This is a genomic window from Mycolicibacterium aurum (genome assembly GCF_900637195.1).
GTDB lineage: Bacteria > Actinomycetota > Actinomycetes > Mycobacteriales > Mycobacteriaceae > Mycobacterium > Mycobacterium aurum.
Window position 1 is genome coordinate 5,702,415 of record NZ_LR134356.1, and the last position, 20,590, is coordinate 5,723,004.

General features: G+C 67.2%; 15 protein-coding genes. 8 read left to right on the top strand and 7 right to left on the bottom strand.

Annotated features, from left to right (window positions below; genetic code table 11):
• Positions 1 to 1,476 (bottom strand): flavin-containing monooxygenase, encoded by a 1,476-nt coding sequence (locus EL337_RS27080; RefSeq protein WP_048630723.1) that lies wholly within the window; start codon positions 1,474 to 1,476, stop codon positions 1 to 3.
• A 76-nt stretch (positions 1,477 to 1,552) separates the two neighbouring features.
• Between EL337_RS27080 and EL337_RS27085 the strand changes: the two genes are divergently transcribed.
• Positions 1,553 to 2,194, top strand: coding sequence for a TetR/AcrR family transcriptional regulator (locus EL337_RS27085; RefSeq protein WP_048630724.1), 642 nt, complete (start codon positions 1,553 to 1,555; stop codon positions 2,192 to 2,194).
• 24 nt (positions 2,195 to 2,218) lie between these two features.
• Complete coding sequence (gene dinB, locus EL337_RS27090) at positions 2,219 to 3,433, top strand: DNA polymerase IV (RefSeq protein ID WP_048630725.1); 1,215 nt, start codon at positions 2,219 to 2,221, stop codon at positions 3,431 to 3,433.
• A 13-nt stretch (positions 3,434 to 3,446) separates the two neighbouring features.
• Here dinB and EL337_RS27095 read toward each other — a convergent pair whose 3' ends face one another.
• From EL337_RS27095 to EL337_RS27120, 6 genes are all read right to left on the bottom strand, one after another.
• Positions 3,447 to 4,454 (bottom strand): PHP domain-containing protein, encoded by a 1,008-nt coding sequence (locus tag EL337_RS27095; protein WP_048630726.1) that lies wholly within the window; start codon positions 4,452 to 4,454, stop codon positions 3,447 to 3,449.
• Between the two features lie 25 nt (positions 4,455 to 4,479).
• The gene (locus EL337_RS27100; RefSeq protein ID WP_048630727.1) at positions 4,480 to 5,049 is read right to left on the bottom strand and encodes a TIGR03086 family metal-binding protein; all 570 of its coding nucleotides are present in this window, start codon (positions 5,047 to 5,049) and stop codon (positions 4,480 to 4,482) included.
• Between the two features lie 47 nt (positions 5,050 to 5,096).
• Positions 5,097 to 5,888 carry a triose-phosphate isomerase gene (locus EL337_RS27105; RefSeq protein ID WP_306316157.1) on the bottom strand — a complete coding sequence of 264 codons (792 nt, stop codon included), beginning with the start codon at positions 5,886 to 5,888 and terminating at the stop codon, positions 5,097 to 5,099.
• Positions 5,881 to 6,339, bottom strand: a complete 459-nt coding sequence (derI2, locus tag EL337_RS27110) for a D-erythrulose 4-phosphate isomerase DerI2 (RefSeq protein WP_048630729.1) — start codon at positions 6,337 to 6,339, stop codon at positions 5,881 to 5,883. Before derI2 ends, EL337_RS27105 begins: the two co-directional genes overlap by 8 nt.
• 19 nt (positions 6,340 to 6,358) lie before the next feature.
• On the bottom strand, positions 6,359 to 8,074 hold the full coding sequence (gene lerK, locus EL337_RS27115; protein WP_048630730.1) for an L-erythrulose 1-kinase: 1,716 nt from the start codon (positions 8,072 to 8,074) through the stop codon (positions 6,359 to 6,361).
• A 94-nt stretch (positions 8,075 to 8,168) separates the two neighbouring features.
• On the bottom strand, positions 8,169 to 8,912 hold the full coding sequence (locus EL337_RS27120) for a GntR family transcriptional regulator (protein WP_232786706.1): 744 nt from the start codon (positions 8,910 to 8,912) through the stop codon (positions 8,169 to 8,171).
• A 188-nt stretch (positions 8,913 to 9,100) separates the two neighbouring features.
• On the opposite strand from EL337_RS27120, the gene EL337_RS27125 reads away from it, so the two are divergent.
• From EL337_RS27125 to EL337_RS27150, 6 genes are all read left to right on the top strand, one after another.
• Positions 9,101 to 10,021, top strand: coding sequence for a sugar phosphate isomerase/epimerase family protein (locus EL337_RS27125; RefSeq protein ID WP_048630731.1), 921 nt, complete (start codon positions 9,101 to 9,103; stop codon positions 10,019 to 10,021).
• A gap of 23 nt (positions 10,022 to 10,044) precedes the next feature.
• Positions 10,045 to 11,007 (top strand): 3-hydroxyacyl-CoA dehydrogenase family protein, encoded by a 963-nt coding sequence (locus EL337_RS27130; protein ID WP_048630732.1) that lies wholly within the window; start codon positions 10,045 to 10,047, stop codon positions 11,005 to 11,007.
• A gap of 32 nt (positions 11,008 to 11,039) precedes the next feature.
• Positions 11,040 to 12,440, top strand: coding sequence for a GntP family permease (locus tag EL337_RS27135; protein ID WP_048630733.1), 1,401 nt, complete (start codon positions 11,040 to 11,042; stop codon positions 12,438 to 12,440).
• A gap of 35 nt (positions 12,441 to 12,475) precedes the next feature.
• Positions 12,476 to 13,327, top strand: coding sequence for an LLM class F420-dependent oxidoreductase (locus EL337_RS27140; protein WP_048630734.1), 852 nt, complete (start codon positions 12,476 to 12,478; stop codon positions 13,325 to 13,327).
• Between the two features lie 116 nt (positions 13,328 to 13,443).
• Positions 13,444 to 16,020: a LuxR C-terminal-related transcriptional regulator gene (locus EL337_RS29255; protein ID WP_048630735.1), complete on the top strand. Its 2,577-nt coding sequence runs from the start codon at positions 13,444 to 13,446 to the stop codon at positions 16,018 to 16,020.
• Positions 16,021 to 16,201: 181 nt separating this feature from the next.
• Positions 16,202 to 20,518 (top strand): putative Ig domain-containing protein, encoded by a 4,317-nt coding sequence (locus tag EL337_RS27150; protein WP_126316706.1) that lies wholly within the window; start codon positions 16,202 to 16,204, stop codon positions 20,516 to 20,518.
• Positions 20,519 to 20,590 lie beyond the last annotated feature (72 nt).

Here is a 20,590-nt window from a genome sequence, read left to right on the forward strand (position 1 = left end):
TCACGCCGAGGCGGTCACCGGTGCGTGGTGCCGGGAGAACGCCAGCGCCTCGTCGTCCACCTTCCCGCGCCTGATCAGTTGCAGGTCGAGTAGATAGTTCTGCTTGAGCCGCCACGGGGCGCGGGATCCGGCCTTGGGCAGATAGTCGAGGGCGCGCAACACATATCCGGGGGTGAAGTCCATCAGCGGGCGTTCATCGACGCTGGTGCCCGGGTGCCGCGGCTCGACCCTGTCGTAGGAGTGCTCATCCATGTAGTTGATGAGGCGGCAGAAGTACTCGGACACGAGGTCGGCCTTGAGCGTCCACGACGCGTTGGTGTAGCCGATCGTGAATGCCAGGTTCGGCATATCCGTCAGGAGCATGCCCTTGTAGGCCATCGTGTCGTTGAGCTCGATGGGCTTTCCGTTGCGGGATATCGTCGCGCCGCCGAACAGCTGGAGGTTCAAACCCGTTGCGGTGACGATGATGTCGGCGTCCAGATGCCGACCCGAGGACAGCTGGATGCCGGTCTTGGTGAAGGTGTCGATGGTGTCGGTGACGACGTCGGCCTTGCCGGAGCGGATGGTCTTGAACAGGTCTCCGTTGGGCGCCAGGCACAGTCGCTCATCCCACGGGTTGTAGCTGGGCCCGAAGTGCTTGGCGACGTCGTATCCCTCGGGCAGCCGGCGCTGCGCCATCGTCATCAGCGTCTTGCGCATGAAGTTCGGGAACCGGCGCGCGATCTGGTACTGCGCCGACTGGAAGATGATGCTCTTCCACCGGTTGACGACGTAGGCGGACTTCGCGGGAAGCGTCTTGTTCATCCGGACCGTGAACGGGTCGACGTCGGGCAGCGAGCCGATGTAGGTGGGCGAGCGCTGCAGCATGGTCACGTGACCGGCACCCGACTTGGCAAGTGCGGGAATCAGAGTCACGGCGGTGGCGCCGCTGCCGATCACCACGATGCGCTTGCCTTCGTAGTCGAGGTCCTCGGGCCAGTGCTGAGGATGGATGACGGTGCCCGTGAAATCCGCGGCGCCGGGGAACTCCGGCGAGTACCCCTGGTCGTAGTTGTAGTAGCCGCTGCACGCCATGAGGTACCGGGCGGAGATCTCGACCTTCTCGCCGTCTCGGTCGACGTGCACCGTCCAGCGGTTGTCATCGTCGGACCAGTCCGCGGATGTCACGTTCTGGCCGTAGCGGATGTGCTTGTCGATGCCGGACTCGGCGACCGTCTCCTTGAGGTAGGCCAGGATGTCCGGGCCGTCGGCGATCGCCTTGTCCGACGTCCACGGCTTGAACCGGAAGCCCAGCGTGAACATGTCGGAGTCCGAGCGGATTCCGGGGTATTTGAAGAGGTCCCAGGTGCCGCCGAGGTTGTCTCGGCGTTCCAGGATCACATAGCTCTTGCCGGGGCAACGGTCTTGCAGGTGCCACGCGGCGCTGATGCCGGAGATCCCGGCTCCGACGATCACGACGTCGACAAATTCGGTCATGACGTAAAGCTATCAACGCTGTGTCGAATGAGTCAACACCCTGTCGAGAAAATCGACATGCTGTAAAGTCGCTCCCGTGAGCACCGCCAGTCAGGCCCGTCCCGCGCGCGGCAGACGCGCCGCGCGCCCGTCCGGGGACGACCGGGAACTGGCCATCCTGGAAACCGCAGAACGCCTGCTGGAGGACCGCCCGCTCGCCGAGGTCTCGGTGGACGACCTGGCCAAGGGAGCGGGCATCTCGCGGCCGACGTTCTACTTCTACTTCGCGTCCAAGGACGCGGTACTGCTGACGCTGCTCGAGCGTGTGATCGCCCAGGCAGACGCCGCGCTGGAGGACCTGATCGCCAACCGGCCCGCGGACCGGCGGGCCATCTGGCGCCGGGGCATCGACGTCTTCGTCCGCACGTTCGGCGCGCACCGCGCGGTGTGCAGGGCGACCGTCGGGGTGCAGGCGACCAATTCCGAGGCCCGTGAGCTGTGGTCCAGGTCGATGCAACGCTGGATCGACCACATCGCGGCGGTCATCGAGGCCGAGCGCGCCGACGGCTTCGCCCCGGTGACGCTGCCCGCGATCGAACTGTCGACGGCGCTGAACCTCATGAACGAGTCGGTGATGACGGCGACGTTCGCGGGCCACGAGCCGTCGATCCCCGACCATCGCGTGCTCGACAACCTCGTCCACATTTGGACCACGAGCATTTACGGCGAGACCGCCTGATCTGTCGGACATCAATGCGAACATATGTTCGTGTCCGATGGCGCCAGCATCCTGCACGCTGACCTCGATTCGTTCTACGCCTCGGTCGAGCAGCGTGACGATCCGTCGCTGCGTGGCCGGCCGGTGCTGGTCGGCGGCGGTGTGGTCCTGGCGGCCAGCTACGAGGCCAAGGCCTACGGAGTACGTACCGCGATGGGGGGCCGTCAGGCGCGTGCGCTGTGTCCGCACGCGATCGTCGTCCCGCCGCGGATGTCGGCCTACTCCAAGGCCAGCGAGGCGGTGTTCGAGGTTTTCCGCGACACCACTCCCCTGGTCGAGCCCCTGTCGGTGGACGAGGCGTTCCTCGATGTCTCCGGACTTCGCCGGGTCTCCGGGACACCGGTGCAGATCGGTGCGCGGCTGCGGGAGCGGGTGCGCGAGGAGGTCGGTCTGCCGATCACCGTCGGCATCGCACGCACCAAGTTTCTCGCCAAGGTCGCCAGCCAGGAGGGCAAGCCCGACGGGTTGTTGCTGGTGCCGCCGGACCGGGAACTGGAGTTCCTGCACCCACTGCCCGTGCGGCGGCTGTGGGGCGTGGGAGCCAAGACCGCGGACAAACTGCGCGCACACGGCATCGAGACGGTCGCGGATGTGGCCGAGCTGAGCGAGACCACACTGGGGTCGCTGGTGGGCGCAGCGATGGGTCGCCAGCTGTTCGCCTTGTCGCACAACGTGGATCGTCGTCGGGTCACCACGGGACAACGACGCCGTTCCGTCGGCGCGCAGCGGGCGCTGGGCCGGGCGGGAAGTTCCATGTCGGCCGCCGAGGTCGACGCCGTCGTGGTGAACCTCGTCGACAGGATCACGCGGCGCATGCGCAAAGCCGACCGGACCGGACGCACGGTGGTGTTGCGGTTGCGGTTTCACGACTTCGGCCGCGTGACCAGGTCTCATACGATGCCGCGCGCCACCGCGTCCACCGACGTGATTCTGGGCGCCGCGCGGTGCCTGGTGTCGGCCGCCGGCCCCCTGATCGCGGACCGCGGCCTCACGCTGATCGGGTTCGCGGTGTGCAACATCGACCGCGACGGGGCCCAGCAGCTCACACTGCCGTTCGGGGAGGCGGCCGACGTGCGGGATTCGCTCACGATCGACCTGGCCATCGACCGGGTGCGGGGACGTTACGGCAACGCCGCGCTGACCCGGGGCGTACTTGTGGGCCGTGACCCGGGATTGGAAATGCCCATGCTGCCGGACTGACCAGGCATTTCGGCTACCGGGCGCGCGTCCAGGCGAGCAGGTCGTCGGCCGACCAGGTGTTGACGATGCGTGCGGGCTCAAGGCCGGCATCGAGCGCGCGCTGGGCCCCGTAACCCAGGAATTCCAACTGACCCGGTGCGTGGGAGTCGGTGTCGATCGAGAACACGCAGCCGATGTCCATCGCGAGAGTGAGCAGCCGCGTCGGCGGATCCCGTCGCTCCGGCCGGGAGTTGATCTCCACCGCGGTGCCGGCGTCACGGCACGCGGTGAACACCTTCTCGGCGTCGAACGTCGATTCGGGCCGGGTACCGCGGCCGCCGGTCACCAGTCGCCCCGTGCAGTGACCGAGCACGTCGGTGTGCGGGTTGGCGACGGCCTTGAGCATCCGCCGGGTCATCGACGGAGCATCCATGGCGAGCTTCGAGTGGACACTGGCGACGACGACGTCGAGCCGCTCCAGCAGTTCGTCCTCCTGGTCGAGCGACCCGTCTTCGAGGATGTCGACCTCGATGCCGGTGAGAATCCGCATGGGAGCCACGGTTTCGCGGATCTCGTCGATGACGTCGAGCTGTTCACGCAGCCGCTCCGGCGACAGCCCGTTGGCGATCCGCAGGCGCGGCGAGTGGTCGGTGAGGGCACAGTATTCGTGGCCCAGGTCGCGCGCCGCCAGCATCATCTCTTCGATGGGTGCGGAGCCGTCGGACCAGTTGGAGTGGACGTGCAGGTCGCCCCGAAGGGCGGTGCGGATGTCGCCACCGCCGAGATCCTGGGCGGCCTCGCGCAGCTCGATCAGCGCCTCGGGTTCGCGGCCGGCCCACGCTTCGGCGATCACCTTGGCGGTCTTCGGTCCGATCTTGGGGAGCGTCTGCCAGCTGTTGGCCGCTCCGTGCTTCTCCCGCTGTGCGTCCGTCAGCCCTTCGATCACGTCAGCGGCGGTGCGGTAGGCCATCACCCGCCGCGATTCCTCCCGCGCGCGGTCTTTGTAATAGGCGATCTGGCGCAGCGCGATGACCGGGTCCATGGCTCCAGTGTGCCCGTGGCAGCGCCTAGCCAGACCACGCCGGGTCGCGGCCGGTGAGCGCCACCACCCGGTCGATCAGCGGAGCGTCGTCGGCCACCGGGACGGCCGCTCCGAACAGCCCGTCGATCGGCTCTCCTCCGGAGAATGACGCCACATGCCCCAGCACCGCTTCCAGGGTGTCGACCGGTACCTCGTACGGCAACCCCGCGGTCACGGCGATGTCCCACCCGTGCACCACCACCTCTGTCAACGCGATCATCCCGCCGACCTCGGCCGGAAAGTCGACGCCGCCCGCCCGCGACATTCCCTCCCACGCCGCGGGCTCCTTCCACGCCGCGGCGAGACCCGCGAGCCGTGTGGGATACGAGCTGCGCCAGTCCTCGTCGAGGGCCACGTCGGTGCTCGGCGGGGTGTCGGTCAGTTCACCGAAGTCTTTGCGCGCAGCTGCGGCGAAGGCCGACGACAAGCCGCCGACGTGGGCGATCATCGTTCGCAGGTCCATGTGGGTGCACGGGGTTGCCGCACCGAGTTGTTGGTCGCTCACCTGGTGCAGAAGGCCGGCGGTGCTGGTGCACGCCGTGGTCATGTCGATCATGGCGGTACTGACCCGGTGCCGGCCCGGAACTCATCGCGGGCGAACGTTCAGGCGCCCGCCTTGGGATGGGCCGCGGCCATCTGGAGAAGCCGCAGGTAGCCCGGCAGCTCCCAGGCGGCCCGCCCGACGAACAGCCCAGTGACGTGGTCGATGCCGAGCAGGTCCTCGGCGTTGTCGAGATTGACCGAGCCGCCGTAGAGCAGACCGCTCGTGCGGCCGCCGTACTCGCGGCCGAGAGCGGCGAACGGCTCGCGTAGTTCCTCGACGGTGGCGGGCCGGCCGTTCTCGCCGATCGCCCAGATGGGTTCGTAGGCGATCAGGACGCGTCCCAACTGCTCTGGAGTGAGGCCGTCGAGCGCTCCGGCGGCCTGCTGCAGGATGAATGGCGCGGACTCCCCGGCCTGGTTGACCTCGGCGCTCTCGCCGATACACAGCAGCGGGACCAGTCCGTGCGCCAGCGCAGCAGCCACCTTGAGGCGGGTCGTCGCCACGGTCTCACCGAAGTGCTCGCGCCGTTCCGAGTGGCCGATCTCGACCAGCTGGGCGCCGGCGTCCTTGGCCTGGGGGACGGACACCTCCCCCGTCCAGGCTCCATGGTCGTCCCAATGTGCGTTCTGCACCCCGAGCAGCACGGGCGACTCGGCTCCAAGTTCGTCGCGGGTGGCGGCGAGCGCGGTGAACGACGGGATGATGAATGGCTGGACTCCCGAGAGACCGGTCTTACCGAGGTGGTCGTGCAGCCCGCGGGCATAACGGCGAGCTTCGGCGAGTCCCTTGTTCATCTTCCAGCTGGTGCCGATCCACAACGGCCCCATGCGGATCGCCCCCGTGTCAGTCACCCTCGTACGCGCAGATGGCGTCGACCTTGGCCGCGGACGAGGACTGCGGATCGAACTCCAGCCCGAGCCATTCCTTCACCAGGGTTCGCGCCAGCTCCAGCCCGACGACCCGCTCCCCCATGCACAGCACCTGAGCGTTGTTCGACAGGACGGAGCGTTGGACGGAGTAGATGTCGTGGGCGGTGACGGCACGGATCCCCTTGACCTTGTTTGCGGCGATGGCGACGCCAAGGCCGGTCCCGCAGATCAGCAGCGCGCGATCCGCCTCGCCGCGGGCGACCTTCTCGGCGGCGGCCACAGCGACGTTCGGGTACGACGTGTCATCGTCGGGGTCCGCGACGCCGACGTCCGCAACGACCTCCACCCGGTCATCGGCCTCGAGGTCCTTGCGCAGGGCTTCCTTGTAATTGAATCCGGCGTTGTCGCCGCCGATCACGATCTTCAGTGCCATTGTTTGCTCCTTCTCACAGTCATCGAGTCAGCTGCTCGCCGAGAGCCGCCATCAGCATCGAGAACGACAGTGCGCCGGGGTCCGGAGTGCCCTTGCTCTTCTCGCCGAGTACCCGCGCTCGGCCCAACCGCGCCGTGATGTCGGCGGTCTTGTCGGCCGCTTCGCGCGCTACACGCGCTGCGGTGGCGATGGCGGGTCCCGCGTCCGCGTCGAACGCGTCGACGAGTGCGTCCCGGAATGGCACGGCGGCGTCGACCATGGTCTTGTCACCCAGTTGGGCGCCCCCGAGCCGGAGGACGGCGTCGATCCCCGCGTTGACGGCATCGACGACGTTCTGCTCGCCGGCACCGTCGGTGTCGGTGAACAGTCCCCCTGCGCTGGTCAGCGCCGCCCCCCACAGGGCGCCTGAGGTGCCACCGGCTGAGTCGGCCCATGCCTGACCGGCCAGCAGCAGCGTGGTCCTCGCGCCGGCACCCTGGTCCACGGCGGCACGGGCGGCTTCGGCTGCGCCGCGGGAACCGTAGGCCATGCCCTGGCCGTGATCGCCGTCCCCGGCGACCGCGTCGAGCCGACCGAGTTCGGCCTCGTTGTCGGCGCACACGTTCTGAAATGTCTCCAGCACTGCGACGATGGTCTGGGCGCAGGCTCGGGAGTCCTCGCTCGAATCCGGGATCTCCGCTTCGGCCGCGTCCCAGATCTCGGTACGGGCCGGACGCTCGACATCGGGCATCGCCCCGCGCCGAAACGCGGGAGTGTCCACCGGTGCCAGCCAGAGCCTTTCGAGTTCGTCATCGAGGAATACCAGGGTCAACGACAGCCCGGCCATGTCCAGGCTGGTGACGAACTCGCCGACCTCGGGGCGCACGGCGGTCAGCCCTTTCTCCTGCAGCCGTTCGGCGATCCGCCCGTAGACGACGAAGAGCTCCTCGTACTTGACGGTGCCGAGGCCGTTCAGGATCACGGCGACGCGGCCGTCGTATCCGTTCTCGCCGCGCGGGGGCTCTTCGGCCATCAGATCGTCGAACAGCAGATCGGCGATCTCGGCGGCGGTGCCGATGCCGGTGTCCCGGACGCCCGGCTCGCCGTGAATGCCGAGTCCGACACCCATCTGGCCCTTCTCGATGTGGAAGAGCGGCTCGTCGGCGCCGGGCAAGGTGCACCCGTCGAAGGCCACACCGAAGGACCGGGTCGCGTCGTTGGCCTTCCAGGCCACCCGCTCGGCTTCATCGAGGTCTGCGCCGGCTTCGATGGCAGCCCCTGCGATCTTGAAGACGGGGAGATCACCGGCGACGCCCCGACGGTCGCGATGGTTGTCCGGCCCGTTGGAGGCGATGTCGTCGCTGACGGTGACGATGCGCACGTCGATTCCCTCGTGACGCAGCTTCTCCGCGGCGAGGCCGAAGTGCAGGACGTCCCCGGCATAGTTGCCGAAGCCGAGGATGACGCCTCCGCCGTTCTCGGCATTGCGCACCACGGAGTACACCTCCGAGGCAGAGGGTGAGGAGAAGATGTTGCCGCACGGTGCGCCGTGGCCCATGCCCGGACCGACCCAGCCGGCGAACGCCGGGTAGTGCCCGGACCCGCCGCCGATCACCAGTGCGGGTTGGCCCTGTGGAGTCTGCGTGGAGCGAGCGACGCCGCCGGGGACTTCGGACAGCAGATCGGGATGGGCGGCGACGAGGCCGCGGACCGCTTCGTCGGCGAAGTCGTCTGCAGAGTTGAGGAGGTACGTCATTGTCCGTCCTTGGGGATGCGCCGGGCAGTCCGCGGGAGCCGGTCCCGCGACCCGGGTGTTCGTTCAGTAATCGTATAGGATAGCGGCCACCGAATCACGGGCGAAGCTCGTCGGGGTTCGCATTGCGGACGGCTGCCGGGCGCGTCCCCTTCGCGCGTTCGGCCTGGGCGTGCTCGGCCAGTGCCCGTTCCTTCACACCCTTGATGTGCTCGTGCATGATGCGGTAGACCTCGGGTGCGTAGCCGCGCCGGAGCGCGGCCAGAATGTCGCGGTGCTCGGCGATCGCACACGCGGAATCCCGGACGCCCACCCCGATGAAGAGCCGGAAGCGCTGCCCGTGGCCGCCCAGTGCGTCGTAGGCTCGCAGCAGCGCCGCGTTGTCGGCGTGTTCGGCGATCAACCGGTGGAAGTGTTCGTCCGCGCGGTGATACGCCCTGATCGCGGCGGCGTCGGTCGTGTGCGGCGCTCGCTCCTGCCCTTCTATCGCCTGTTCCAGGCCGTCGAACAGTCTGGCATCGGCCCTGGTGCAGGCCAGCTCCGCGAGCTGCGGCTCGATGAGCAGACGGGCATCCATGATGTCCGTGATCTCCTTGGCGTCGGGCATCTCCGGCACCCGGTAACCCCGCATGGCCACCCGTACGACGTTGCCGGTGGACTCCAGGCGGGCCAGCGCCTCCCGCACCGGTGTGGGTGAGACGCCCAGGTAGCGCGCCGTCCCATCGATACTGACGGGATCTCCGGACTGCAGGGTTCCGTCGAGAAGGAGCTCCATCAGGCGCTCGTAGACCTGATCGACAAGGGTGTTGCGCACCGGCATGGGGTACTCGTCGACTCCCACTTCATACCCCTCGCATCCCGGCGGCGTACCGCCCGGCGGACACGTCGGGGTTGGTGACCCTGCCGCTGCTCACGCCGTCCCATTCCAGCGAACAGAGTTTACCCGGCATTGACAGACCGCACCCGGATGCCTATATCCTATGTGATTTATACAGCTATTTGTGATCCAGAACACGACGGAGGACCTGGATGTACTCGGCTCACACCTGGCCGATCGCGGCCAACATGCTCGGGTTCGGCAACCGGGCACCCGACGGTGGCCACATCAAGGACGCGCCGTCGGCGGTATGGGCTTCGCAGCTGCGACAGGTCCGGGAACTGGGGTTCTCCTACATCGATCCCACCGATGCGTGGGTCCCGCTCGCTGCATTGTCGGACAGTCGGGTCGAGGAGTTCCGCACGGTTCTCCGCGACGAGGGTTTGGCGATCTCCTCCATCTCCATGACCCGTAACTCGGTTGTCGACGTCGCCAACGGGCCGAAGAACCTGGCCGACGCCCACCGGCTCATCGACCTCGCACCGACCTTCGGCGCCACCATCGTCAACACCGGCTTCATGCAGGCGGTCACGCCCGAACAGAGCGAGCACATCTGGTTCTGGTTGGTGGAAGGTCATGTCGACGACCCGGCACTGCGTGATCTCGCGGTGGAACGCGTCCGCGAGCTGGGCGACCACGCCCGGGCCAACGGGATCGAGCTCAGCCTGGAGATGTACGAGGACACCTACATCGGGACACCTGACGACGCGGTCAGCTTCATCCGCGACGTGGACCACGACGCGGTGGGCTTGAATCCAGATCTGGGCAACCTGATCCGGCTGCATCGACCGATGCCGCATTTCAGTGAGATGTACGCCAAAGTCCTTCCCTACTCGAACTTTTGGCACATCAAGAACTATTCGCGCGACTTCGACCCGGCGACCGGCGCGTACAGCTCCGCGCCGCTGCCGTTGAAGTACGGCTACATCAACTATCGCCAGATGATCCGTCTGGCACTCGAACTCGGATACACAGGGCCGTTCTGCTGCGAGCACTACGGCTCCGACTCTCTGGGCGTGTGCGCCGAGAACCGGGAGTACATCGAGCAGGTTCTCTCCTCCGCACTCGCCTGACCTCCAACCCCGAAGGGCATCGCATGCGCAAGATCAACACCGTCACGGTCGTCGGCGCCGGTTACATGGGCGGCGGAATCGCCCAGGTTCTCGCCCTGAACGGCTTCAAGGTGCAGATAGCCGACGTCAGCATCGAGGCCACCAACGATGCTCTCGTACGGTTGGAGAAGGAGGCCAAGGAATTCGAGGACCAGGGCCTGTTCGGCGCCGGCAGCGCCAAGACCATCATGGGCAACCTGACGGCCGGCGCCAGCCTCGAGGACGCCGTCTCTGACGTCGACTTCGTGATGGAAGCGGTCTTCGAAGACCCCGAGGTCAAAAAGGAAGTCCTGGAACGGATCTGCGCGAGCGCACGCGCCGACGCGATCATCGGCACCAACACCTCCACCATCCCGGTCAAGGTGCTGGTCGACGCGGTCACCAACCCCGAGCGCTTCCTCACCGTGCACTTCTCCAACCCCGCGCCGTTCATCCCCGGCGTCGAGCTGGTCGCCGGCGAGGCCACGACCCAAGAGGTCATCGACTCGATCAAGGATCTCCTGGTGCGGGCCGGGTGCGAGGGCGCGCAGGTCGCCGATACCCCCGGCATGGCGCTGAACCGCCTGCAATACGCACTGCTCAAGGAGGCGACGCTCATCGTCGAACAGGGCGTGGCCACGAAGGAGGACGTCGACACCATCGTGCGCACCACGTTCGGCTTCCGGCTGGGATTCTTCGGCCCGTTCGCCATCGCCGATCAAGCCGGACTCGACGTGTACGTCAAGGGATTCCGCACCCTGGAGAACGAGTTCGGTGAGCGCATGGCAACTCCCAAGCTCCTTACCGACAACGTCGACGCGGGCCGCCACGGCACCAAGAACGGCAAGGGGTGGACGGGCGACTTCGACGACGACACCAAGGCAGCAGTCATCGCCTACCGAAACAAGGCGTACTCGCGCATGGGTGATCTCCTGCGCGAACTCGGTCCTGCGCCCAAGGGATCCTGACCGCCGTTCTCGTCAACCCGGAAGGGAAACCCATGGACGAAGTAGTCCTCGCGGAGCGGCCCACCGCCCTGCTCCTCATCATCGCCGTCGTGGCGATCGCGGTGCTGCTCGTACTGATCGTCAAGGTCAGGCTGCACGCGTTCTTCTCGCTGATCGTGGTCAGCGTGTTGACCGGCCTGGCCGCCGGCATCGGCATGGGCGACGTCGTCAGTGTGGTGATCGAGGGCTTCAGTACCACCGTCGGTACTGTGGCCCTACTCGTCGGCTTTGGCGCAGTCCTCGGACGACTGGTCGAAATGACCGGCGGCGCACAGACTCTCGCCGACAAGATGCTGCAGCGGTTCGGGGAGAAGCGAGCGCCGCTCGCGCTCGCGGTGGCCTCGCTGTTCTACGCGTTCCCGATCTTCCTGGACGCCGGCTTCATCGTCATGCTGCCCATCATCTACACGGTGGCTCGGCGCCTGGGCGGCTCGTTCATGCTGTACGTGCTGCCGTCCATCGGTGCATTCCTGATGATGCACGCGCTGACGCCTCCGCACCCCGGCCCCACCGCCGCCGCAACGGTGATGGGTGCCGACATCGGGATGGTGGTCATCGTCTCGCTGCTCGTCGGTCTGCCGACGTGGTACCTCGCCGGCTACCGGCTCGGTCTGCTCATCGCCAAGCGGTATCCGAACATGCCGGTGCCGAACCTGCTCGGCGAACCGAAGGACTATCCGGAGGACGAGCGGCCGGGCTTCTGGACCATCATGTTCGTCCTGCTGCTGCCGCTGGGATTGATCTTCTTCAACACGGTGTTCTCGACGCTCGAGGCAGACGGCGCCGTGGCCGATGACAACATCTTCTATCAGCTGTCCCGCCTCATCGGGACCACCTCGATGGCCCTGCTGATCACCGTGTTGCTGGCCATGGTGTTGCTGTATGTCGTGCCCCGCCGTCGACGCGGAGAGCCGATCGGCGGACTGTTGGAGGACCTCGTCGACGATGCACTGGCGCCCGTGTGCTCGATCATCCTGATCACCGGGGCCGGCGGCGCATTCGGCAGAATTCTCACCGAAACCGGGATAGGCCAGACCCTGGCCGATGGCCTGGACGCCCTGGGCTTGCCGGTCATCGTCGCCGGCTTCCTGATTGCGATCATCTTCCGGGTGGCGCAGGGCTCGGCCACCGTCGCCGCGACGACGGCCGGGTCGATCATGGCCCCCGCCGTGGTCTCGATGGAACTCGGGGCCATCCCCCTGGCGGCAGTCGTCGTGGGCATCTGTGCAGGCTCGATCACGTTCTCCCATGTGAACGATTCCGGCTTCTGGTTGATCGGTCGGTTCTGCGGTTTCGACACGGTGACCACGTTGAAGACGTGGACGGTCATCGCCACGGCCATCGGCTTCATGTCCTTTGCGTTGGCCTCGGTGGTCTACGTGGTCGCCAGCTGAGTGCCTTTCAGGAAACCGGACTAACGTCGGTAGACGTGCGATTCGCCTTCAAGACCTCACCTCAGAACACCACCTGGTCCGACATGCTCGAGATCTGGAAGACCGCCGATGACATCGACGTCTTCGAGTCCGGCTGGACCTTCGACCACTTCTATCCGATCTTCTCCGACTCGACGGGCCCGTGCCTCGAAGGGTGGATCACGCTGACCGCGCTGGCCCAGGCCACCACGAGGCTTCGGGTCGGCGTGCTCGTCACCGGCATCCACTACCGCCACCCCGCCGTCCTGGCCAACATGGCCAGCGCGCTGGACATCGTCTCCAACGGGCGCCTCGAACTCGGCATCGGCGCCGGATGGAATGAGGAGGAGTCGGGCGCCTACGGCATCGAGCTGGGCTCCATCAAGGAGCGGTTCGACCGCTTCGAGGAGGCCTGCCAGATCCTCAAGGGCTTGCTGACGCAGGAGACGACGACGTTCGACGGGAAGTTCTACCAACTCAAGGACGCCCGGAACGAGCCGAAGGGGCCCCAGCAGCCCCATCCCCCGATCTGCATCGGCGGCAGCGGCGAGAAGCGCACCCTCCGGATCACCGCCCAGTACGCCGATCACTGGAATTTCGTCGGCGGCACTCCCGAGGAGTTCGCGCGCAAGCGCGACGTACTGGCCCGGCATTGCGCCGACGTCGGTCGCGACCCCAAGGAGATCACGCTGTCGGCCCATGTCCGGCTCGGCGAGGACCGCAATTACCGCGGGGTGATCGAAGACTGCATCGCCCTCGGCGCGGAGGGGCTGGATCTCGCGATCATGTACCTGCCGCCGCCGTACGACCCCGCGGTGCTGGAGCCCCTCGCCGAGACGATCAGAGACTCCGGGTTACTCAGGGCGTAGGACGCCTCGCGCGCTACACATCTCGTCAGTCTCGCTGTTCACGCTGCTCGAGACAGCTAGGCCAGCTAACGTAACGTGTGCTCGATCACTGGCCGCTGATTGGTCGGACCCAGGAAATGGACGAGTTCACCAGTCTGATCAGCGGTGGCGCGTTCCTGGGGATGGTGCTGACGGGCAAGCCCGGCGTCGGCAAATCACGACTCGCTCGCGAGGCGGCGCGCGCGGCGGCCGACGCCGGTTGGACCGTCCGGCGCGCCGCCGCGACGGCAACCAGCCGCTCCATCCCGCTCGGCGCCTTCGCGCAGTGGACCGACGATGTCGACGGTGCGCCACTGGCGTTGGCCCACAACGTGATCGCCGCGCTGTCCGCTGGTGCCCAGCCCGGGCGCCTACTGGTATTCGTCGATGATGCCCACCTCCTCGACGAGCTGTCCGCCTTGGTGTTGCACCAGCTCGTGCAGGCGGAGCGGGCCTCGGCGATCGTGACCATCCGAACGGGCGAACGCACACCGGATGCCGTCATCGCGCTGTGGAAGGACGGTCTGCTGCAGCGGCGGGAAGTCCAGCCGTTGTCCCACAACGAGACTGACACGCTGCTGACGGCCGTACTCGGATGCGCACCTGATCGGCATTGCAGCGACCGGATGTGGCAACTCACCCGCGGAAACATCCTGTTCTTACGCCAACTGGTCGACCAGGAGTCGCGCGCGGAGCGCATCGTCACCGCCGACGGTGCCGCCCGCTGGCTGGGAAATCTTGCCGTGTCTGCGTCGCTCGCCGAAGTCGTCGACTCCCAGATCGGTGCCATCCCGGACACCGTGCGTGACGTCCTCGATCTCGTCTCACTGGCAGAGCCCCTCGATTGGCGCATTCTGAGGACGCTTGCCAATCCCATTGCCATCGAAGAAGCCGAACAGCGCGAACTGATCCGGACGTCGGACGACGTGGTCTACGTCGGCCACCCCCTGTACGGCGAGGTCCGTCTCAACCGATGTGGGCCGTCGCGGCTCCGCCGGTTACGCGGGCAGGTGGCCAAAGCCATGAAGGACAGCGGCGGTCCCGCCAACGCAGTGCGGCGAGGATTGCTCTGGCTGGAGTCAGACCTACCGCCTGAGACAGACGTGCTGCTGTCAGCGGCTACCGCGGCGAGTTCACTGCTGGATTTCGAGACGGCCGAACGGCTCTTGACCGCAGCCGCCGACGCCGGTGGCGGCACGAACGCGCGCGTCCAGCTCGCCTACAGCCTGTTCATGTTGCACAAGGGCCAGTTTGCCTCGGAGGTCATCGACAGTATCGATGCCGGTGAAGATTCCCGGTCCGCCTACATCAACGACGTGATCGTGCGTGCCGCAAACCTGCTGTGGCCGTTGCAATCACCTGAGGAGTCCCGGCGGGTCATCGACGAGGCGCTCGAGACCGCGTCCGGCGCCCACCGCCACCAGCTGTTGGTATTCCGCGCCAATCAACTCACGCTGGCCGGCAGACCCGCCGACGTCATCGACGTCATGGCACGTATCGACTATTCCGAGCTGGACGCCTTCGGTACGACCATCGGCCTGTGTGCAGAGACCTTGGCGTTCGGCGAACTCGGGCAGCCTGATGCGGCGGTGGCGAAGGCCATCGAGTGTCGCCGCGGGGTCGACCTGTCGGACCAGGGCAGATTTCTCCGCCAGCCGCTGGTCGAGTTCCACACCTTCGCCCTCGCCGCGGCAGGACTCATCGGCGACGCCGTCGAAGTGGCCGAAGAATACCGTCTCGACCAGCGGGACGGGCCGGCTTCGGCGCGGGCGGTGGCCTCAGAGATCGTCGGCATGGCGGCGCTCGCCGCAGGCGATCTCGGTGCAGCCCTGCGCCATCTGCCCACCCAATTGGTCAGTGACGAAGCAGATGTCGCTGGGACGAACAGCTTTTGGGTGGCCAGCAGCTTTCACCGTTTTTACCTGCTACGAGCCCAGGCGTTGGCACGGTCCGGCGACGTCGATGCCGCCAGCGACGCGTTGGAGACTGCCCGCGCACACCGGAAACCGTCCTCCGTCTACGTGTTGCCGGCCGAGCTGCTCACCGAGGCCTGGGTGGCCGCAGCGCGCCAGCGGCTCGTCGACGCGCGCCGACTCGCCCGCAGCGCGGCGGAGAAGGCCCGCGAGGGCAGTCAGTGGGCCCGTGAGGTGTGGAGTCTGCAGACCTCGGCGCAGTTCGATGACACAGAGGTCGCGGCGCGGCTCGCCGAATTGGCAGCCTTCGTTCGAGGTCCCAGAGCCGCAGTGGCGGCGCGCTACGCGGCGGCGCTGAGCGCTGACGATGCCGGCGGGCTGGCTCAGGCGTCAGTCGAGTTCGAGGCGATGGGCGACCTGCTGGCTGCTGCCGACGCCGCAGGGCAGGCTGCCGCGTCGCACCGTCGCGCAGGCCGGGTCGGTAGCGCGATGACGGCAGCGTCGCGGGTGCGGGGATTGGCCACCGCCTGTGGTGGCGCTTCAAGCCCGGCAATCGCCGCCGCGGCGTTTGCGCCGCCGTTCACTCGCCGGGAGCGCGAGATCGCGGTGCTGGTGGCGCAGGGACTGTCGAATCGGGAGATCGCGCAGGCCGTCTCGCTGTCGGTGCGCACTGTCGAGAGCCATATCTACAACGCGAGCAATAAGGCCGGGGTGACGGGACGTTCCGCGCTTGCCGACGTGATTCGCCGCGCAACCGGCTGACGGTGCATTCGCCGGTACTCGGTTGCCTGCTTTGGGTGGCTGCGAAGAAAAACTCAGTAGTCGCGCGTTGACGCTTCCGAAAATTCCGTAGTGCGTCCCGGATGGAGAGCGCTGGTCCGTCGCCCAGACTGAACCGAAATGCGGTGGCAGCGACCCACCGCAGTCAGGGATGGGGTTTGCGATGGGGTACGCCCAGCACATCGGTCGGGTCGGCGCTTTGGCCGTGGCGCTGGGAGTGGGCAGCGCCATCACGTTCCCGCACACCGCCGTGGCCGACACCGAGACCGGTCAGACCACCACCTCGGTGTCGCGCGACTCATCACCAACTTCCGATACCGACACTTCCACCGAGACCGACGGCGTGACGTCCACCACGGAGTCGACCGGTGCGCAGACCACCACCTCCCCCGATGATGAGGACGAGCCCGCCACGGAGGATCCGCTCGAAGACCTCGACGCCGAGTTGAGCGCCGATCCCGACATCGAGCTGCCCGCCGATCCCGACGTGGATGCCGAGCTACCCAGCGATCCCGACCTCGAGGTGCCTGCCGAGGTGCCTACCGATACGGAGTCCGAAGAGTCGCCGCCGGAGGCCGAAACTCCCACGGCGTCCGGCGACGGCCCGGTGCTCGGTGGGGACCCCGATGAGAACGCCACGCAGCCGCACCTGCCGCCGTCGTCGCCCACCACCACGCTCACTCCCGACGCCGAGCCTTCGGAACCCGAGGTCGTTTCGACCCTCTCGACGCAGCGCAATGCCACTACGTTGGCGGCCTCGGCCACCACGCCGCCGCACCTGCCCCAGGCCAGCGTCACAGTCACCGCGCCCCCACCACCGCCGGCACCGCTTCGCCAGATAGTGCGCGCCCTCGTCGTGGGTGTGCTCGGCATCTTCGACTTCAACCCTGCCCCCGCACCTGGTGTGCCGAAAAACCCCTTCCTGGAGGCGATCTGGGGCCTCTACCGGCGCATCGAATCTTTCGTCTGGAACGAGCGCCCTACCATCACGACCGCACAGATCGTCGGTACCAGCTTCACCGGTGACGGCAAGCTGGCCGTCATCCTCGATGTTGACTTCGACGACGCCAACGGCGACCCGCTGACCTACACCACCACCGACGGCACACAGGGAACGCTGACCGCCAACACCGACGGCACCTACACCTACTACACCGACGCCGATTCCACCGGAACCGACGCCGTGACCATCACCGCCGCCGACACCGCCTTCCACTTCCACGGCCTCGGCCGCCTGTTCGGGGGCGGGCACACCACCACGGCGACACTCGCGATCACGCTCACCGAAACACCCAACACCGCGCCGACAGTCGCCACCCCCATCCCGGATCAAACCGCCACCGAGGACACCGGTTTCACCTACCAGGTTCCGGCAGCGACGTTCGGCGATGCCGAGGCCGACACCCTCACCTACAGCACTGGCACCCTGCCGGCCTGGCTGACCTTCAACGCCGCGACGCGTACGTTCACCGGCACACCCACCAACACCGACGTGGGTACCGTGGCCGTCGTCGTCACTGCCACCGACCCGTCCGGGGCCAGCGTCACCGACACGTTCAGTCTGGCCGTAGCGAACGTCAACGACGCGCCCACCGTCGCCAATCCCATCCCCGACCAGACCGCCACCCAAGGCACCGGATTCACCTACACGTTGCCCGCCAACACCTTCGGTGACATCGACGCCGGTGACACCCTCACCTACACCACCGGTGCCCTGCCGAGTTGGCTGACCTTCAGCCCCACCACCCGCACCTTCACCGGGACCCCCACCAACATTGATGTCGGCACTGTTTCCGTCACCGTCACCGCCACCGACCCGTCCGGGGCCAGCGTCACCGACACGTTCGCCCTGGCCGTCGCGAACGTCAACGACGCCCCCACCGTCGCCAACCCCATCCCCGACCAGACCGCCACCCAGGGCACCGGATTCACCTACACGTTGCCCGCCAACACCTTCGGTGACATCGACGCCGGTGACACCCTCACCTACACCACCGGTGCCCTGCCGAGTTGGCTGACCTTCAGCCCCACCACCCGCACCTTCACCGGGACCCCCACCAACACCGATGTCGGCACGGTTTCCGTCACCGTCACTGCCACCGACCCGTCCGGGGCCAGCGTCACCGACTCGCTCAGTCTCGCCGTCGCCAACGTCAACGACGCGCCCACCGTCGCCAACCCCATCCCCGACCAGACCGCCACCCAAGGCACCGGATTCACCTACACGCTGCCCGCCAACACCTTCGGCGACATCGATGCCGGTGACACCCTCACCTACACCACCGGCACCCTGCCGGCCTGGCTGTCCTTCAACGCCACCACACGCACATTCACCGGCACGCCCACCAACGCTGCAGTGGGCACCGTGGCCATCACCGTCACCGCCACCGACGAGAGCGGCCTGAGCGTCACCGACACGTTCGCCCTGGCCGTCGCCAACGTCAACGATGCCCCGACTGTCAGAAATCCGATCCCCGACCAGACCGCCACCCAGGGCACCGGATTCACCTACACGCTGCCCGGCAACACCTTTCGCGACATCGATACCGGCGACACCCTCACCTACACCACCGGCACCCTGCCGAGCTGGCTGTCTTTCAACGCCACGACGCGTACGTTCACCGGCACCCCGACCAACGCTGCAGTGGGCACCGTGGCCATCATCGTCACCGCCACCGACGAGAGCGGCCTGAGCGTCACCGACACGTTCGCCCTGGCCGTCGCGAACGTCAACGACGCCCCCACCGTCGCCAACCCCATCCCCGGCCAAACCGCCACCCAAGACGCAGGATTCACCTACACCCTGCCCGCCAACACCTTCGGCGACATCGACACCGGCGACACCCTCACCTACACCACCAACACCCTGCCGAGCTGGCTGACCTTCAACGCCACCACCCGCACGTTCACCGGCACCCCCACCAACACCGACGTCGGCACTGTTTCCGTGACGGTCACCGCCACCGACGCGTCCGGGGCCTCCGTCACCGATACGTTCGCCCTGGCCGTCGCCAACGTCAACGACGCACCCACCGTCGCCAACCCCATCCCCGACCAGACCGCCACCCAAGGCACCGGATTCAGCTACACGCTGCCCGCCAACACTTTCGGCGACATCGACGCCGGCGACACCCTCACCTATTCGACCGGCACCCTGCCGAGCTGGCTGACCTTCAACCCCGCCACCCGCACCTTCACCGGCACCCCCACCAACACCAACGTCGGCACGGTGACGGTTACCGTCACCGCCGCCGACCAGGCCGGCCAAAGCGTCACCGACACCTTCACCGCCACCGTCACCCCGACCAACGACGCCCCCGTCATCTACAGCGTCACCTCCACCCCTGGAACCGGGAACACCTGGGTCGTCACCGTCATCACCCACGACCCCGACGGCGACCCGGTGACCGTCGGCCTCACGGCCGACGACCCCACCCGGGTCAGCGTCACCACCAACACGAACGGCACCTACACCGTCACCGTCACCGATACCTCATGGGCCGCAGCACATCCCGGCGCACAGATCAGCATCACCGCCACCGTCACCGACGGCACCGCCGACTCGGTCACCCACACCGAGGCCATCGGGACTGTCAACAACGCGGTGGCGTTCGGCCGTAACCCCCAAGGGCAGAACACCATCCCGGCGCTGCCCGCCGGAATCACCTACACCCAGGTCGCCGCCAACGAGTATCACACGGTGCTGCTGCGCTCCGACGGCGCCGCCATCGCCGTCGGCCGAAACTCCGAGGGGCAGAACGACATCCCCGAGCTGCCCGCCGGAATCACCTACACGCAGGTCGCCGCCGGCGCTTTCCACACGGTGCTACTGCGCTCCGACGGCACCGCCATCGCCATCGGCGACGACTCTTTTTACGGGCAGATCGACATCCCCGAGCTGCCCGCCGGAATCACCTACACCCAGGTCGCCGCCGGCGACGTTCACACGGTGCTGCTGCGCTCCGACGGCACCGCCATCGCCGTCGGCCGAAACTTCGAGGGGCAGACCACCATCCCCGCCCCACCCGCCGGAATCACCTACACCCAGGTCGCCGCCGGCTACTACCACACGGTGCTGCTGCGCTCCGACGGCACCGCCATCGCCGCCGGCTCCAACGGTTTAGGGCAGACCACCATCCCCGCCCCGCCCGCCGGAATCACCTACACCCAGGTCGCCGCCGGCAACTACCACACGGTGCTGCTGCGCTCCGACGGCACCGCCATCGCCGCCGGCTCCAATTTCTACGGGCAGACCACCATCCCCGCCCCACCCGCCGGAATCACCTACACCCAGGTCGCCGCCGGCGTTGTCCATACGGTGCTGCTGCGCTCCGACGGCACCGCCATCGCCGTCGGCCGAAACTCCGAGGGGCAGAGCACCATCCCCGCTCTGCCGGCTGGAGTGATTTACACCCAGGTTGCTCCGGGCGCATTGCACACGGTGCTGCTGACCGGTGTTGCATCAACCACCGCGCTGTGACCTAGCGCTTGTTGAAAATCGTCCTGTGCCAATTCTTGTCGACCACGCCGGTGATATCGCTCATCACATGCT

Excerpts from the sequence above, each read along its gene's own strand:
- EL337_RS27080 (WP_048630723.1), bottom strand. The coding sequence starts at position 1,476 with ATGACCGAATTTGTCGACGTCGTGATCGTCGGAGCCGGGATCTCCGGC.
- dinB (WP_048630725.1), top strand. The coding sequence starts at position 2,219 with ATGTTCGTGTCCGATGGCGCCAGCATCCTGCACGCTGACCTCGATTCG.
- EL337_RS27095 (WP_048630726.1), bottom strand. The coding sequence starts at position 4,454 with ATGGACCCGGTCATCGCGCTGCGCCAGATCGCCTATTACAAAGACCGC.
- EL337_RS27100 (WP_048630727.1), bottom strand. The coding sequence starts at position 5,049 with ATGATCGACATGACCACGGCGTGCACCAGCACCGCCGGCCTTCTGCAC.
- derI2 (WP_048630729.1), bottom strand. The coding sequence starts at position 6,339 with ATGGCACTGAAGATCGTGATCGGCGGCGACAACGCCGGATTCAATTAC.
- lerK (WP_048630730.1), bottom strand. The coding sequence starts at position 8,074 with ATGACGTACCTCCTCAACTCTGCAGACGACTTCGCCGACGAAGCGGTC.
- EL337_RS27125 (WP_048630731.1), top strand. The coding sequence starts at position 9,101 with ATGTACTCGGCTCACACCTGGCCGATCGCGGCCAACATGCTCGGGTTC.
- EL337_RS27130 (WP_048630732.1), top strand. The coding sequence starts at position 10,045 with ATGCGCAAGATCAACACCGTCACGGTCGTCGGCGCCGGTTACATGGGC.
- EL337_RS27135 (WP_048630733.1), top strand. The coding sequence starts at position 11,040 with ATGGACGAAGTAGTCCTCGCGGAGCGGCCCACCGCCCTGCTCCTCATC.
- EL337_RS29255 (WP_048630735.1), top strand. The coding sequence starts at position 13,444 with ATGGACGAGTTCACCAGTCTGATCAGCGGTGGCGCGTTCCTGGGGATG.
- EL337_RS27150 (WP_126316706.1), top strand. The coding sequence starts at position 16,202 with ATGGGGTACGCCCAGCACATCGGTCGGGTCGGCGCTTTGGCCGTGGCG.